Source organism: Rhodococcus sp. RCBS9 (assembly GCF_029457415.1).
GTDB classification, from domain to species: Bacteria; Actinomycetota; Actinomycetes; order Mycobacteriales; family Mycobacteriaceae; genus Rhodococcus_F; species Rhodococcus_F qingshengii.
In genome coordinates this window covers 1,567,255-1,583,606 of sequence record NZ_CP120422.1, presented here as the reverse complement: position 1 = coordinate 1,583,606, position 16,352 = coordinate 1,567,255, and the positions used below count along the sequence as shown (strand labels likewise).

Sequence of the window (16,352 nt, the reverse complement as noted above, 5' to 3'; positions counted from 1 at the left end):
GAGGTGGTGGAGCTGTTTCAGTTCTCGGTCATCGGGATTCGGACGCCGCGCGTGGCCGCCGTGTCGATGGCGTGGTCGTATCCTGCATCCGCATGCCGGATGACGCCCATCCCGGGATCGTTGGTGAGAACTGCTTCGAGCTTCTTGGCTGCGAGTTCGGTGCCGTCGGCGATGCACACCTGTCCCGCGTGGATGGAGCGTCCCATACCGACGCCGCCGCCTTGGTGGAGTGAAACCCACGAAGCGCCGGACGCGGTGTTGACCAGGGCGTTGAGCAGCGGCCAGTCGGCGATCGCGTCGGACCCGTCGATCATCGATTCGGTTTCGCGGTACGGCGAGGCGACCGATCCGGAGTCGAGGTGATCGCGGCCGATGGCGATCGGTGCGGAGAGCTCGCCCGAGGCCACCATCTCGTTGAACTTGAGGCCGGCGAGGTGGCGCTCACCGTATCCGAGCCAGCAGATGCGAGCCGGAAGGCCTTCGAAGGCAACCTTTTCGCCGGCCATGGTGATCCAGCGGCGCAGGTGCTCGTTCTCGGGGAAGAGTTCGAGGATGGCCTTGTCGGTGGCCTCGATGTCCTTGGGATCACCCGAGAGCGCTGCCCAGCGGAAGGGGCCGAGGCCTTCTTCGAAGAGTGGACGGATGTAGGCGGGAACGAATCCGGGGAAGTCGAATGCACGGTCGTAGCCGGCCTTGCGGGCCTCGTCGCGGATGGAGTTGCCGTAGTCGAATACCTCGGCGCCGGCGTCCATGAATCCGACCATGGCCTTGACGTGTGCGGCCATCGCGTTGCGGGAATCTTCGGTGAACTTCTGCGGATCCTTCTCCGACATGGTCTTCATGTCGCCGAAGTCGATGCCGATCGGCAGGTAGGCGAGGGGATCGTGCGCCGAGGTCTGGTCGGTCACGATGTCGATGGGGGCCTTCATCTCCAGCAGCGCCGGGAAGATCTCTGCCGCATTGCCTTCGAGGCCGATGGAGAGCGGCTTCTTGGCATCGCGTGCCGCGGTCGCCAGTTCGAGCGCGTGCTCGATGCTGTCTGCCTTGGTGTCGAGGTACTTGTGGGCGATACGACGGTCGATGCGGGTGATGTCGCAGTCGACGCAGATCGCGACGCCGTCGTTCATGGTGACGGCGAGAGGCTGAGCGCCGCCCATGCCGCCGAGACCCGCAGTGAGGGTGATCGTTCCGGCGAGTGAGCCGTTGTAGCGCTTCTTCGCGATGGCGCCGAAGGTCTCGTACGTACCCTGCAGGATTCCCTGGGTGCCGATGTAAATCCAGGAGCCTGCGGTCATCTGGCCGTACATGGTCAGGCCGAGGTCTTCGAGACGGCGGAACTCTTCCCAGTTCGCCCAGTCACCGACCAGGTTGGAGTTGGCGATCAGCACTCGCGGTGCCCACTCGTTGGTGCGGAAGACACCGACCGGCTTGCCGGACTGCACCAGCATGGTCTCGTCGTTCTTCAGGGTCTTCAGCGTGGCGACCATGGCGTCGAAGGCAGCCCAACTACGCGCTGCGCGACCGGTTCCGCCGTAGACGACGAGGCTGTCCGGGTGCTCGGCAACATCGGGGTCGAGGTTGTTCATGAGCATGCGCAGGGCACCCTCCTGCTGCCAACCGAGCGTCGTGAGCTCGGGGCCGCGGGGAGCTCGGACGGGGCGCGGCTCGTGGCCGGGGGTGCTGATTTCCATTGTGTTCTCCTAGCTTGCTGAAGTTCGAAAGACGTTGGGGGATCAGACGCGAGAGTCGGTCATCGCGGTGTGATCGGGGTAGATCATCGACGAAGGGGGATTGCTCGTGCGCTTGGCGAGTGGGTAATAGATCAGCCCGGTGAACACGATGCCGACCAGCCACGAGATGTCGGCGCCGCCGAGCATGTCCGTGACGGGGCCGGTGTACATCTTCTGGGCGAGGAACGGGATCTGGGCGAGAACGCCGGCGGCGTAGCAAGCCAATGCGGTGAAGTTCCATGCTCCGTATCGACCGTTGACGTCGTACAGCGCCGGAATGTCGATGCGTTCCTTGGAGATCAGGTAGTAGTCGATCAGATTGATCGCACTCCACGGCGTGAACACCATCAGCAACACCAGGACGAAGTTCTTGAAGTTGTCCAGGAAGTCGGCGCTGGCGGCGATGGCGATCAAGACCGAGACCGCAGTGAAACCGAGGATGTAGAGGGTGCGCGCGGTGCTCGAGATTCGCGACTGTCCGTTGAAGGCGGTGACGGTGGTCAGGATCGACATGAATCCGCCGTAGGCGTTGAGCACGTTCACCGTCAGCTTGCCGACCAGGATGACGAAGTAGATCAGGAAGGCGATGGCAGCGGGTCCGGCCAGATCTCCCATGAAGCCGACCTGGTTACCCAGGAACGCGTCGCCGGCGCAGGCCGCGACGAGAGCGCCGAAGGTCATGGACCACTGCGATCCGATGACACTACCGAGGAACGTCGACCAGAACGTGGTGCTCTCGGAAGTGCTGCGCGGCAGGTAACGCGAGTAGTCGGCGACGTACGGGCCGAAGGTGAGCTGCCAACCGGCACCCAGCGAGATCGCGAGCAGGAAGGTGACTATGTCGAAGCCCTTGATGCCGACGTACGAGGCGACGTCGTACTCGAGGAACAGTCGAACGGCCAGGTAGGAGAATCCGACGATGCCCACGACGGTGGCGATCCTGCCGACGATGTGGATCAGCTTGTAGCCGGTGACCGCGACGAATGCGGTGAGGAGACCGAAGACGACGATGCCGACGGTGGGGCTGTCGATGTGCAGGATCTTGTTGACGGCCTGTCCGGCCAACACGGTGCCGGTGGCAGCGAAGCCGAGGTACATCAGGATGACGAGAACAAGCGGTACGACTGCTCCCTTGACGCCGAACTGGGCGCGACTCGAGATCATCTGGGGGAGACCCATACGCGGGCCCTGTGCGGAGTGAAGCGCCATGACAGCGCCACCGAAGATGTTGCCGATCAGAAGTCCGACGATCGCCCAGATGGCGTCCGCGCCGAATACGACGGCGAGAGCGCCGTCGACGATTGCAGTGATCTGCATGTTGGCGCCGAACCAGAGAGTGAACTGGCTGCGCGGGGTGCCGTGTCGTTCTGCATCCGGGACGACGTCGATAGTGCGTCGTTCCGGAGTGAGGATGACCTCGGCCGGTCCATCGTGAGTCATAGGCCTGTCTTTCTGCTGCGAGCCCGTCGAGCGACGGAATCGACGTCGGGGTATTGCCCACCTTCTTCGTGCTTGGTGCTTTGCGCCTTGTGCTTTGTGCGCTGGGTCACTGTCACTGCGGATAAATGTATATGCCTGTATATACAGGCGTCAATACCCGGGACCCGTTTTCGCGTAAATGCTGTGTAACACCGCGCGAGAAATCAGAAACCCTTACCCGGGTTGAGGATTCCGAGCGGGTCGAAGGCAGCCTTGATCGATCGGTGCAGTTGCATGCTGTCCTCACCGAGCTCGAGAGAGAGCCAGCGACGCTTGAGAACGCCGACGCCGTGCTCTCCGGTCAGAGTTCCGCCGAGTTCGAGAGCACGCCGGAAGACCTCGTCCGCGGCGGTCCACACGGCTTCGGGGACCGAGCCGTCGGCAGCGCGGTCGAAGACGAAGGTCGGATGGACGTTGCCGTCACCAGCATGCGCGACAGTCATGATCTTGACCATGTGCTCGGCGGCCGCTCGGTCGATACTCTCGAGCATGTCGGGCAGTTTCGACCGCGGGACCCCGACGTCTTCCACGAGACATTGCCCGAGTCGTTCGGAAGCCGGATAGGCGAGTCGGCGAATCTCGAGTAGCTGTGCGGCTTCTGCCGCGTCCTGCGAGACGGCGACAAAATCGGCGCCCGCCCTCTCGAAGTGTTTCTGCATCGCCGCGGCTGCTGCGTCGGCATCGACCCCGTCGGCCTGTGCGATCAGCATCGCGGCGGTGTTGTCTTCCAATCCGATTCGTTTCCAGTCGTCGACGGCGCGCAGCGTTGCTCGATCGATCAGCTCCAGCAGGCTCGGCCCGATTCCGTCGCGAACGACCGCGGCAACCGCGTCCGCTGCGGAGCGGAGAGAATCGAAACTGCCGACGACGGTGACCGGTGCTCTCTTGGGCTTGGGCTGCAACTTCAGCGTGGCACTCGTGACGACTCCGAGTGTTCCTTCCGAACCGACAAGAAGACTGGTCAAGTCGTATCCCGCAACACCTTTGACGGTCCTTCGGCCTGTCCGCACGATCCGACCGTCGGCGAGCACAACCTCGAGACCCAGGACTGAATCGCGGGTGACGCCGTACTTCACGCAACGCAGTCCACCGGCGTTGGTGGCGATGTTTCCGCCGATCGTGGAGATCTCGAAACTGCTCGGATCAGGGGCGTACATCAGCCCGTACTCGTCTGCTGCTCGGCTGATGTCAGCGTTGATCACCCCGGCTTCCACGACAGCGAGCTGATCGTCCGGATTGACCTCGAGAATCGAGCGCATGCGAGTGGTCGAGATGACCAGGCAGCCCTCGACGGCTGCCCCGCCGCCCGCCAAACCGGTTCCCGCACCGCGGGTTACCACCGGGACACGGTGAGCAGTAGCCCATTTCAGAGCCTCGGAAATGTCGGCCGCAGTTTCGGCGAGCATGACGGCTACCGGATGGCCGGGTTCGGCGAGATGGGCCTCGTCACGGCGGTACGAGTCCATTACCGCAGGGTCGGTGATCAGGCGACTCGAACCGATCGACCGAGCAAGTTCGTGGACGGACATTCTTTTCTCCAGTCGGTCAAAGGTTGTGTGCGAGTGCATCCACAGCGGCGATCACGGCGTCTTCTGCTGCCCGCTCACCTACGGTCACCCGCACTCCCTCGCCGGGGAACATCCGGACCGAGACACCCTGCGCGACGCAGGCCGCTTCGAGTGCAGAAGCTCTCTTGCCGAGAGGGATCCACACGAAGTTGGCACCGCTCGGGACCGTCTCGACGCCGCGCAGAGCCAATTGCTCACGTAGGTGAGAACGACCCGCGGTCACCGTTTCGGCTATCGAATCGGTGTGTGCCGGATCGGTCAGGGCCGCGCAGGCTGCGGCCTCGGCAACGGCGCTGAGCCCGAAGGGCGGTGCAGCGCTGCGAAGATCCGCTGCGATCGCCGAGTTGGTGACGGCATAGCCGGCACGAAGTCCGGCCAATCCGTAAGCCTTGGAGAAGGTTCGGAAGACGACGATGTTGGGAAAGGCTCGAAGCAGGTCGACGCCGTCGACATCGCTGGTCGCGAACTCCCGGTAAGCCTCGTCCAGAAGGATGAGGACGTCACCCGGGATCGAGCGGGCGAACGAGACGAACTCGGCGGTCGAGAACTCGCTTCCGGTCGGATTGTTGGGGTTGCAGACGAGTACTGCGCGGGTCCGCGGAGTCACGGCTGCCGACATTGCACTCAGATCGTGCCGATGTTCGGAATCGAGTGCGACGGGGACACCGCTCGCCCCGGCGATTCCGATCAGTATCGGGTACGCCTCGTAGCTGCGCCACGGGTAGACGACTTCGGTGCCAGGGCCCGTGTATGCGGTCAATACCTGCTGGAGCAGTGCCAACGAACCGGCGCCGACCAATACCTGGTCGTCGCCGACGCCCAGGCGGCCGCTCAACCGAGCGATCAGCGTGTCGCCGAACAGCGACGGATACAAGTGCGAGTGTGAGGCCGCGAGATTGACGGCCTCGAGAATGGCCGCCGAGGGTGCAACCGTCGACTCGTTGCTCGACGCCCGCCACCGAACCTGCTCGAGGCCGGCGGCTTTGGAGTATCGAGGGAGTGCTTCGATTTCGGGTCGGGGGCGAGGCCTCAGCGCACCGGGCGCGCTCATGCCAGGGCGCCGATCGCGTTCTCCGCGGCCGCAACAAGTGCACCCGATGCCGCCAAGTCCACCGCGGCCTCGATCTCGGGGGACAGGAAGCGATCGGTACCCGGCCCCTGCACCTTCTCGCGCAGGGTCCGAAGGACGGCTCCGGTGGCGGGGGAGGGCTCGAGTGGGGAGCGCAAATCGATTCCTCGTGCTGCAGTCAGTATCTCGATCGCGAGAACTCGGGTGAGACCGTCGATGGACCGGCGGAGCTTGCGTGCACCCGACCATCCCATGGAGACGTGATCTTCCTGCATGGCCGAGGAGGGAATCGAATCGACACTGGCCGGGCTCGCGAGTCGCTTGAGTTCGGACACGATGGCAGCTTGTGTGTACTGCGCGATCATCAGTCCGCTGTCGACACCGGGGTCGTCGGCGAGGAAGGGGGTCAGACCGTGATTGCGTGCTACGTCGAGGAAGCGGTCGGTTCGGCGTTCGCTGATACCCGCGACATCCGCGGTCACGATGGCGAGAAAGTCCAAGACGTAGGCCACGGGAGCTCCGTGGAAGTTACCGTTCGACCGAACCCTTCCGTCGAGAGTGACGACGGGATTGTCGACAGCACTGGCCAATTCGCGCCCGGCAACCAGTCGGGCGTGATCGACGGTGTCGCGTGCGCCGCCGGCAACCTGCGGTGCGCACCGCAGTGAGTACGCGTCCTGAACTCTGGTGCAGTCAGGGCCCGCATGGCTGGCGACGATCGGGGAGTCGGCAAGCAAGCGCACCATGTTCGAGGCGGCCGCGCCCTGTCCGGGGTGGGGGCGAAGCGCCTGAAGATCGGCGGCGAACACTTGATCGGTGCCGAGCAAGCCCTCGACGCTCATAGCGGCAGCGATGTCGGCCAACTTGAGCAGATGATCGAGATCGGTGATCGCAAGGGCCAGTTGACCGAGCATCCCGTCGGTACCGTTGATCAGTGCGAGGCCTTCCTTCTCGGCCAGAACCACCGGTTCGAGACCATGGGCAGCCAATGCCGTTGCCGCATCGGTGAGTTCACCGTCGGCGGTGCGGACGGAACCTTCACCGATGATTGCCATCGCCACATGCGCCAGTGGTGCCAGATCTCCCGAGCATCCGAGGCTGCCGTATTCGTGCACCACCGGGGTGATGCCTGCGGTGAGTAGGTCGGCGTACGCCTGTGCGACTACAGGGCGCACTCCGGTCCGCCCGGTGGCGAGCGTCGACAGACGCAGAAGCATCAAGGCCCGGATCACTTCGCGTTCGACTTCCGGTCCCGAACCTGCCGCATGTGAGCGGATCAGGCTGCGCTGCAACTGTGTCCGCAGATGCGCCGGAATGTGCCGGGTGGCGAGTGCGCCGAATCCGGTGGAAACTCCGTAGACCGGTGTGGGGTCTGCGGCCAGGGCTTCGATGCGTGCACGACTTTCGGCGATCGCGGCCAGTGATTCCGCGGTCAATGCAACGCCGTATCCGTTGCGCGCGACGTCGACGACGTCGGCGATGGTGACAGCGCCGATTCCGACCTCGATGGTTCGGGTGGCTGTCTGGGTGGCAGGGGTGGCGTTCATGGGACTCCAATGATGATGCGTGGCTATCTAACAAAGTCTTGTATACGAGACTCTAGTCTTGAATATGAGACGAAAACAAGGCCCGCAAAGTACGGAACGGAGAAATTGGCTACATGTCTGCGGTCGGGGTCTCCACCATTCGATCTCCGAGATCGGCGGAGAACTCGGCGCTGACGGCGCGCACTCGGTCGGCGATCAGGGCACTCTCCTCGGCCGATTTGGAGCCGGAGAGGAAGGTGACGCCGAGAGCTGCGACCGGACGACCGTCCCGTGTGATCACGGGGCTGGCGATGCAGTTGATCCCGGATGTCGTCGCATTCTCTTCGACCGCATATCCGCTCTCACGTGCTGCGGCGAGCAGTTCTCGCAGTTCGGCGAGCGTCGACGGACCCGTTCCGGTCCGCGTCGGCCAGGTGTACCCCTCGTAGAGCGCGCTGATCTGTTCCGCATCCAGACGGCTCAGAATCGCCCGCCCGACTGCGGTGAGATGCGCCGGAAGGCGGGTCCCGATCTCGGTCACCAACCGAACGCCGGGCTTCAGAGGTTCACGTTTGTCGAGGTAGATGACGTCAGAACCCTGAAGTACCGCCAGATGGGAGGTCTCGTCGGTCGACTGAGTGAGTGCCAGCATGAATCGTTGGCCCTCACGGTGAAGTGGGCCGGACCGCATGTACGACGCACCGACTTCGAACGCCGAGACACCCAGGGTCCAGGCGCGTTGATCAGCCCAGTACGAGACGAACCGTCGATCCCGCATGACATTGAGGAGGTGATGCGTCGTACTCTTCGGCAGCTCGAGGGCGCTGGAGATTTCTGCCGTCGCCAGCGGCACACCCCGGCGGGCCAGGAGATCGAGCACGTCGAGCACGCGCTCAGCAGATTTCACGCGGCTCGTCGTCATGTGGGGTGTGTCCTTACGGGTAGGGCTGAGGTGGAGCGGGGAACCACATTGTCTCGGATACGAGACTGAATCGCCAAGTGCTCGGGGTGGTCAGGGTGTCTGGCTGCCGAGTTCCGCGGACAACCGGGCGCAGTGCTCCACCAAGACACGACCGTGGCTGGCGCAGACCTCGTCCGTCAGACGGAATGTCGGGCCCACGACGCTGAGCGCTCCGGCTATCTGACCGACCGCGTTGTAGATCGGCGCGGCAACTCCGGTCGAGTGATCCTCGATGGTGTCGTGCGCAATGGCGTACCCGCTCTCGCCTACCTTGCCGCTCAACGCTGCGCCGACGGCGGTGCCGTCCAGGGGAACGCTCTGGCCCACCCACCCCATGTGGCGGATCGCGTGCGTGCCCTCGATCTGATCGAGATACAGCGCAGTGTCTTTCGGTCCCTTCGTCGACAGGTAGGTCGACTCTCTCGTGGTTTCGGCGATGGCCTTCATCGCGGGCCGCGCTCTCGGCAACAGTTGATTGTCACCGAGTGCGCGAGCCCCGATCTGTAGTAGCCGCGGGCCGACGCGATAGACGTTGTCCTCGCCGCGGACGACGAACTCGGTTTGTTCGAGGCTTCTGATCAGGCGAAGCGCGGTACTGGTTGCCAGATCGGTTGCCTTGGCGGCGTCGCCGAGCGTCAACCCGCCGTGCTCGACGATCGCACCGAGAAGTTCGAACGTGCGATTCGCGCTGCGGGTCACGTCGCCGGGGGCCATGTCCTACTCCAAGTGCCGAGGGATGTCTGCGCTGAATCTATCGCGAGCCCGGCAGTACCTCACCGTGGTGCTCGTCCAGCAGGGGACTGCGGCGGACATCGGGGCGTCGGCTATCACCGAACACGACGGGTTGTCGTACGTAGGAGATTTTTCCTGCTACCGGGTGCTCGAACGATTCGACGACTCCGCGATACTCGGCCTGCGCGGAGGTGAGTGCCTGCTGGACGTCCCAGATTTCCGAGCCGGCGAGGCCCGCGTCGCCGAGAATATCGACCACGTCGGAGACGGTCTTTCCGGCAGCCCAGTTTTCGATCTCCTTGCGCAGTGCCGGTTCGTTCTCGGTCCGGGCGGTGTCGTCGGCAAATCGAGGATCTGCGATCAGGTCGACGCGATTCATCGTCTGCGCCAGCTTCTCGAAACCCGACTGGCTCGCAACCGCGAGGACGAAGAGTCCGTCGTCGGCCTTGTAGGTGTCGAACGGTGTTGACACCGGATGACGGTTGCCGACGCGTGGGGGAGTGAGCCCGGTGGATTGCAGTTGGCTGTGTGCTGTCGGCAGCATGGCGAGCATGCTGTCGAACATCGCGACGTCAAGGTGCTGCCCGAGTCCGCTCGCCCGTGCACTCAGCAGGGCGGTACTGATTCCCCAGGCGGCGAACAGCCCGGCGACCAGGTCTCCGAACGACTCACCCAATCGTGTCGGCCCGGATTCCTCCGAACCGGTGATGCTCATGATTCCCGAAAGAGCCTGGACTACAAGGTCGTAGGCGGCGGCTCCGGACATGGGCCCGTCCTGTCCGAAACCGGAGATGGACGCGTACACGATCCGCGGATTGCGAGCCCGCGCAGCCTCGTAGTCGATTCCCAGGCGCTTGGTGACGCCGGGGCGAAAGTTTTCGACGACGACGTCGGCGGTCTCGATGAGCGTTAATAGCGCCTCACGGTCCCCGTCGTTCTTGAGGTTGAGTGCCACCGAACGCTTGCCACGATTGAGCACGTTGAAGTAGATGCTCTCGCCGTCGCGGAACGGGCCGAGGTGCCGAGAGTCTTCACCGTGTTCGGATTCGATCTTGACGACGTCCGCACCGGCGTCGGAAAGCAGTGCGGTGCAGTAGGGTCCGGCAAGGACGCGTGAGAGGTCGATGACCCGGATGCCGTCGAGTGGGGGAAGTGCAGTCATGTCCGCGCCTTTCAGAACTCGGTGGAACGCGGCGACGGAGCATTGCCGGCAATGGTGAGCAACTGGATCTGCGAGGTGCCCTCGAAGATGCGGAGAATGCGGCAATCGCGGTACAGGCGTTCGATTTCCGATTCGCGCATGAAACCTGCGCCACCGTGGATCTGTACGGTTTGATCGACGATCGAGAAGCAGGCTTCGGTGGCGACGTACTTCGAAATCGATGCGGCGCGGCGGATGTCCTGACCGGCGTCCTTGACGTCGGCGGCCCAGTCTGCGGTGACGCGTGATGCGACAAGTTGCGCGTCGCAGCCACCGAGGAGTAGCTGGATTGCCTGGAAGTCGAAGATCGGCGTGCCGAACTGCTTTCGCTCCGTTGCGTACTCGCGTCCCAGTTCCCAAGCGCGCAAAGCGATGCCGTTTGCCATTGCCGCTACGTCGATGCGTGCTCGGTTCAGGGCGGTCAAGGCAATGTTGCCGCCGCGACCTTCGGTGCCGATCACGGAGTCGAGCGGCAGAACGACGTCGTCGAGGTAGACGGTGTACGTCGGGGCCGAACGAATTCCCATCTTGTCCTGCGGCTCCGAGTAGCTGATTCCCGGAGTTCCCTTGGGGACGACGAAGGCGGTGATGCCTCGGAATCCTGCGCTCGGGTCCGTCTTGGCGAAGAGCACGACCAGGTCGGCTTCCTTGGCGTTGGAGATGTACGTCTTCGATCCGGAGAGATGCCAGCCGTCGTCCTCGCGTCGGGCGACGGTACGCATCGAGGCGATGTCGGAGCCGGCATCGGGTTCTGTGAGTGCAAAGCCGGCCAGTAGTTCGCCCGACGCGAGCTGGGGCAACCAGCGATGCTTCTGCTCTTCGGAGCCGCCGACGAGAATCGGCTCGAGGCCCAGGTAGTGGGCGGTGTAGATCGATGCCAGCGCGGCGTCGGTGCGTGCAACTTCTTCGATGGCGACCAGTTGGGTTCGTGTCGACAGACCCAGGCCGCCGAATTCCTCGGGCACGGAAATGCCCATGAGGTCCTGCTGCCCGAGGCGCTTGACCAGCTGCGCCGGGAACTCCTTGGACTCGTCGCGTGCGGCTGCTCCTGGGTGGATCTCGGCGTTGGCGAAGGCTCGGACAGTGCTGCGGAACTCTGCGAGATCGACGCTGTCGGTGTCGGGCGCGGTCTGGGTAGTCACGGGGGCTCCTTCGAGGCGGAATAGTTACGAATTTCATCTAATGAAATCTAATTGCCACTAGTTGGCATGGACTGACTATGGCCGAGGGTGGCGAATTTGTCCAGGGGTGAAGTTGTTGTGTCGCGGCTCACGTTCTGCAATGATCAACTTGTCTAAGCCTGTATAGACAAGTTGATTGCGGATCGAACCCACTACAAGTCGGAAGCAGCGTGGCTTTCGACGGAAGGTGCTGACATGAGCCTCGTTTCAGTCGACACGACACCGGACTCCGAGAATGTGAGGAGGGTGTCCAGTACGTATTTCGAGGGCTTGTCGGCGGATCGATACGCTGCGCTCGCCGAAGACCGCAAGCTGGCGATTGTCGCCGCGCACATGGACCTTTCGCGTCGACGAGGACACAACTCGTCGATCTCGCGACTCGCGCCGGCCGGGGAGTTAGGGGATGGCCCCGCGATTCAATACGTCGGCGACGACATGCCGCAGCTCGTCGAAGCGGTCTTGGCGACACTTGCCCGTGCCCGCGTGGAACCTGAATTCGTGGTGCACCCCGTGCTTCGCACAGCCGTACAACCGGCGCACAGCACCGAAGACGCCCGGGCCGGGGAGCGCACCGAATCATGGATCCACATAGGACTACCCGCACACTGTTCGGACGCGCAGGCGCAGGTGATCGCGGACGACGTCGCCGGAATCCTCGACCGTATCGCGCGTGCCTTCCGCGATTCCGTGCCCCTGCGGGACCTCGTCGACGAGGCGCGCGAGCAACTGGACTCGAACGGCTACGCCGAAGAAGCTGACTTTCTCCGGTGGTGCAGCGCCGGAAACTTCAGTGTCATCGGTGGTGCGCGAACTGTCGACAGTGACGAGCCGTACGCCATCGGCGTGCTCCCCGATCCAACCGGCTCTTCGGATTCGAAAGCGGCGCCCCTCGCGATTGCAGTGGTGTACCTCCGGCAAGGGTTCGGTGGATCCGAATACGCCACCGAGATCGACGTGTCCGTCGGCGACCGTGCGTACCGATTCGTCGGGTTCTTCACCGCGACCGGTATCGTCGCCGACGTCAGGCGAACCCCGCTCGTGCGAGGACGCGTCGCAGACATCTTCGAGGCCTCAGGATCCACCGTCGATTCGTTTGTCGGACAATCGATGCTGGCAGTGATTCAGTCGATTCCGGTCACAGTGCTCCTGGCGGCCGAGCCGGCCCGAATCGCGGACGCGCTGGACGAACTCACTTCCGTGGACGGCCGCACATCGATCCATCTGTTCTTGCAACCGGTGGGAAGTTCCCCGGTCACAGGGCGAGATCAAGAGTTGTCGGCTTTGCTCTTCGTTCCGCGCGAGAAATTCAGTACGACGATCAGAACAACGGCCGAGTCGGTACTCGCCGACGCACTCGGTGCCCACAATATCGAGTTCTCCAGTCGAGTCTCGGAATCCCCCTTGGCCGTCGTACATTTCACGGCCACAGTCGGCGGCGGCGCGAACTTCGCGTCGGCGCGACAAGCACGGGAGATTCGGGACCTCGTCGTCGACGCGTGCCTGACGTGGGACGAACGATTCGTTCTGGATGCTTCGCACTACGACGAGCGGCGCAGGCGTGCTCGGTTCGCCGAGCGCGTTCCGGTGGCATACAAGCAGGATTTCGACGCTGTCCGAGCCGCCGAGGACATGGCGGTGTTCGAGGGCCTCGCGCCCGGAGAAGTAAGTCCACGGTTGGCCCGTTCTGTCGACGGACCGGGTACTCACCGTCTCGGGCTGTACGTCTCGGGTGATCCGCTCTCGCTGGGCGAGGTGCTGCCCGTATTGCAGAGCCTGGGCGTCGAAGTGGTCGACGAGCGTCCGTACGAGATCGCACCGGCGGGAACCGAACAGTCCAGGATCTACGAGTTCACGCTCGACTATCCGAGTGCTCCGGTCGAAGGCTTCGACAACTTTGCCGCGCGATTCGCGGCGACGTTTGCCGCGGTTCGAAACGGTGACGCCGAGCCGGACTCGTTCAACGAATTGGTCGCGATCGCGGGACTCGGCTGGAAACAGGTAGTGGTGCTGCGGGCATACGCGGAGTTCTTGCAGCAAGCGGGATTTCCTTACAGCACCGGTCGCGTCGCCGAGGTACTTGCCGATCATCCCGAGATCGCCGGCAGATTGTGCGAATTGTTCGAGAGCCGTTTCGATCCTGACGTCGTCGACGGAGATCGAGGTGCACGTGCAGCAGCGGACGTGGAAACGGCCGTGGCGCAGGTGCAAGGACTCGACGCCGATCGGATCCTGCGCGCGTTGTCCGAACTGGTCCGTAACACGTTGCGTACCAACTATTTCGTGTATCCCACTGAATCGCTCGGCGCGCTCTCGTTGAAGTTCGATTCGGAGAAGCTGTCCGTATTGCCTTTCCCTCGACCGAAGTTCGAGATATTCGTGTACTCACCCGATGTAGCAGGTGTGCACCTTCGTTTCGGTACGGTGGCTCGCGGCGGCTTGCGCTGGTCGGATCGGAAAGAGGACTTTCGCACCGAGGTACTGGGATTGGTGAAGGCGCAGGCAGTCAAGAACGCAGTCATCGTGCCTGTCGGAGCGAAGGGCGGATTTGTCGTCAAACGCCCACCGGTTCCAGGGCGGGGCGCAGACGCAGACCGAGAAGCTGCGTTGGCGGCCGGGATCGATTGCTACCGATCCTTCATTCGCGGACTACTCGATCTGACCGACAACGTCGACAAGCAGAGCGGGGCCGTTGTCGCGGCGCGGCGGGTCGTTCGCCACGACGGAGACGACACGTATCTTGTTGTCGCCGCGGACAAGGGAACTGCGAAGTTCTCCGACATCGCGAACGAGGTTGCCGCGGAGTACGGATTCTGGCTCGGCGACGCCTTCGCGTCCGGCGGGTCGGTCGGCTACGACCACAAAGCCATGGGTATCACGGCGAAGGGCGCCTGGGAAAGTGTCAAGCGGCACTTCCGTGAGCTCGGCGTCGATACCCAGCACGATGACTTCACCGCGGTGGGGATCGGAGACATGAGTGGCGACGTCTTCGGCAACGGTATGTTGTGCAGCAGACACATTCGCCTGATCGCGGCGTTCGATCATCGGCACGTGTTCGTCGATCCGAACCCGTCGCCTGAGCGCTCGTACGACGAGCGATCACGTCTCTTTGCGCTCCCCCGATCCTCGTGGGCCGACTACGACCCGACCTTGATCAGTGCCGGCGGCGGAGTGTGGGAACGCTCGGCGAAGCGCGTTCCGATCAGTGACGAGATACGAGAGGCACTGGGCCTCGAGGACGACGTCACCGAACTGACTCCACCGCAACTGATTCGGGCGATTTTGCGGTCCCCGGCAGATCTGTTGTGGAACGGCGGCATCGGAACGTACGTCAAGGCCTCCGGTGAGTCCGACCTCGAAGTCGGCGACAAGAGCAACGACGCCGTTCGGGTGAACGGCAACGAAGTGCGTGCCCGAGTGATCGGTGAAGGAGGCAATCTCGGCCTCACCCAGGCCGGACGGATCGAATACGCACGCGGCGGTGGACGGATCAACACAGACGCCCTCGACAATTCGGCCGGAGTCGATTGTTCCGACCACGAGGTGAACATCAAAATCCTTCTCGACTCCCTGATCAGCTCAGGCGTCGTCACGGACTCACGTCGTGACGCACTACTCGAATCGCTGACCGACCAGGTCGCAGAACTCGTTCTCGCAGACAACCGTTCGCAGAACGAACTGATGGGTACCACGCGGGCGGATGCGGGGGCGATGATCGGTGTGCACGGCAGAGTGATTTCCAACCTCGAATCGCGCGGGATCGTCGACCGTGTCATCGAAGGGTTTCCGACCAAGAAGCAGTTCGCCGCGGCCGAGAAGTCGGGAACGGGGCTGACGTCGCCGGAACTCGCCACACTGATGGCCCACGTCAAGCTCGATCTGAAATCCACGCTGTTGGCGGGAAGCTCGATCGACAACCAGATCTACCGCCAGGTGCTGGCGAACTATTTTCCGGAGGGCGTTCGAGTTGCAGGGGGTGACGCCCTCGACCGGCACCCACTTCGTCGCGAGATCGTCGCGACAGTGCTGACGAACAACGTCATCGATCGAGGCGGCATCACCTATGCGTATCGGCTCGGTGAAGAAGTCGGCGCTGATCCGGAAGACGCAGTACGTGCCTTCACTGTGGTCTCCGAGGTGTTCGGACTGTGGGGGTTGTGGCACGACATCAGCGAAGCCTCGATCTCGACCGCAGTGTCCGACGAGTTGATCCTGCTCACCAGGCGACTGCTCGACCGGGCGTCACGGTGGATGCTGACACGTCGTCCGCAACCGCTGGCCGTCGGGGCCGAGATCAGCAGATTCGGTGATCGCATCGCGGAGGCGTCGGCAGAGCTCGATGACTGGCTGGTAGGCGCAGATCAGCGGAACCTGGCTGCGCGAACGGTCCTCATCACGGACAAGGGCGCGCCGGAGAACCTGGTCAGGCGAGTGGAGATATTGCTCGATCAGTTCGGACTGCTCGACGTGGTGGAGATCGCGGACCTTGCCGATCGGACGATCTCGGAGACCGGCGAACTCTATTTCCGGCTCGGTGAGCATGTTGGGCTCGTCCCGATGCTCAATCGAGTGTCGGCATTGAGCAAGGACGGAAAATGGAACGCGTTGGCGAGGTTGTCGTTGCGGGACGAGTTGTACTCGACGGTGCGGGCCCTGACCCTCGACGTCTTGGCCGACGCGGAAGCGGGTGACACGACAGCGGAAAAACTCTCGAGGTGGGAAGAAAGGAATGCGTCGAGAATCGAGAGGTCCACTCTCGCGCTCGCAGAGATCGAGGCGTCCGGGCAACACGATCTTGCTGCGCTTTCGGTTGCGACGAGCCAATTGCGGCGCATGGTGGGTTAGGTCCGGCGCGGACGCTCGCGGATGGATCGGAAAGGTGCACGAGGCGGATAGACTTCGGAGGCC

The 16,352-nt window shown here is 63.3% G+C and carries 10 protein-coding genes; 1 reads left to right on the top strand and 9 read right to left on the bottom strand.

Annotated features, from left to right (window positions below):
• Window positions 1-17: 17 nt before the first annotated feature.
• The 9 genes from hutU to P0M12_RS07475 form a co-directional block, all read right to left on the bottom strand.
• Window positions 18-1,691: a urocanate hydratase gene (hutU, locus tag P0M12_RS07515; RefSeq protein WP_007732742.1), complete on the bottom strand. Its 1,674-nt coding sequence runs from the start codon at window positions 1,689-1,691 to the stop codon at window positions 18-20.
• 42 nt (window positions 1,692-1,733) lie between these two features.
• On the bottom strand, window positions 1,734-3,170 hold the full coding sequence (locus P0M12_RS07510; protein WP_003940251.1) for a cytosine permease: 1,437 nt from the start codon (window positions 3,168-3,170) through the stop codon (window positions 1,734-1,736).
• Between the two features lie 203 nt (window positions 3,171-3,373).
• The gene (locus tag P0M12_RS07505; protein ID WP_007732738.1) at window positions 3,374-4,738 is read right to left on the bottom strand and encodes an FAD-linked oxidase C-terminal domain-containing protein; all 1,365 of its coding nucleotides are present in this window, start codon (window positions 4,736-4,738) and stop codon (window positions 3,374-3,376) included.
• 16 nt (window positions 4,739-4,754) lie between these two features.
• On the bottom strand, window positions 4,755-5,828 hold the full coding sequence (locus tag P0M12_RS07500) for a histidinol-phosphate transaminase (RefSeq protein ID WP_007732736.1): 1,074 nt from the start codon (window positions 5,826-5,828) through the stop codon (window positions 4,755-4,757).
• A complete protein-coding gene (gene hutH, locus P0M12_RS07495) occupies window positions 5,825-7,393 on the bottom strand; it encodes a histidine ammonia-lyase (RefSeq protein ID WP_007732730.1) in 1,569 nt (522 codons plus the stop codon). The genes P0M12_RS07500 and hutH overlap by 4 nt, the downstream gene beginning before the upstream one ends.
• 109 nt (window positions 7,394-7,502) lie before the next feature.
• A complete protein-coding gene (locus P0M12_RS07490; RefSeq protein ID WP_007732728.1) occupies window positions 7,503-8,294 on the bottom strand; it encodes an IclR family transcriptional regulator in 792 nt (263 codons plus the stop codon).
• 90 nt (window positions 8,295-8,384) lie between these two features.
• Window positions 8,385-9,047: an IclR family transcriptional regulator gene (locus P0M12_RS07485; protein WP_003939923.1), complete on the bottom strand. Its 663-nt coding sequence runs from the start codon at window positions 9,045-9,047 to the stop codon at window positions 8,385-8,387.
• Between the two features lie 37 nt (window positions 9,048-9,084).
• Window positions 9,085-10,227 (bottom strand): CoA transferase, encoded by a 1,143-nt coding sequence (locus P0M12_RS07480; RefSeq protein WP_007732727.1) that lies wholly within the window; start codon window positions 10,225-10,227, stop codon window positions 9,085-9,087.
• Between the two features lie 11 nt (window positions 10,228-10,238).
• Window positions 10,239-11,408 (bottom strand): acyl-CoA dehydrogenase family protein, encoded by a 1,170-nt coding sequence (locus tag P0M12_RS07475; RefSeq protein WP_007732726.1) that lies wholly within the window; start codon window positions 11,406-11,408, stop codon window positions 10,239-10,241.
• Between the two features lie 234 nt (window positions 11,409-11,642).
• Between P0M12_RS07475 and P0M12_RS07470 the strand changes: the two genes are divergently transcribed.
• The gene (locus P0M12_RS07470; protein WP_238565226.1) at window positions 11,643-16,289 is read left to right on the top strand and encodes an NAD-glutamate dehydrogenase domain-containing protein; all 4,647 of its coding nucleotides are present in this window, start codon (window positions 11,643-11,645) and stop codon (window positions 16,287-16,289) included.
• The last annotated feature ends 63 nt before the right edge of the window (window positions 16,290-16,352 follow it).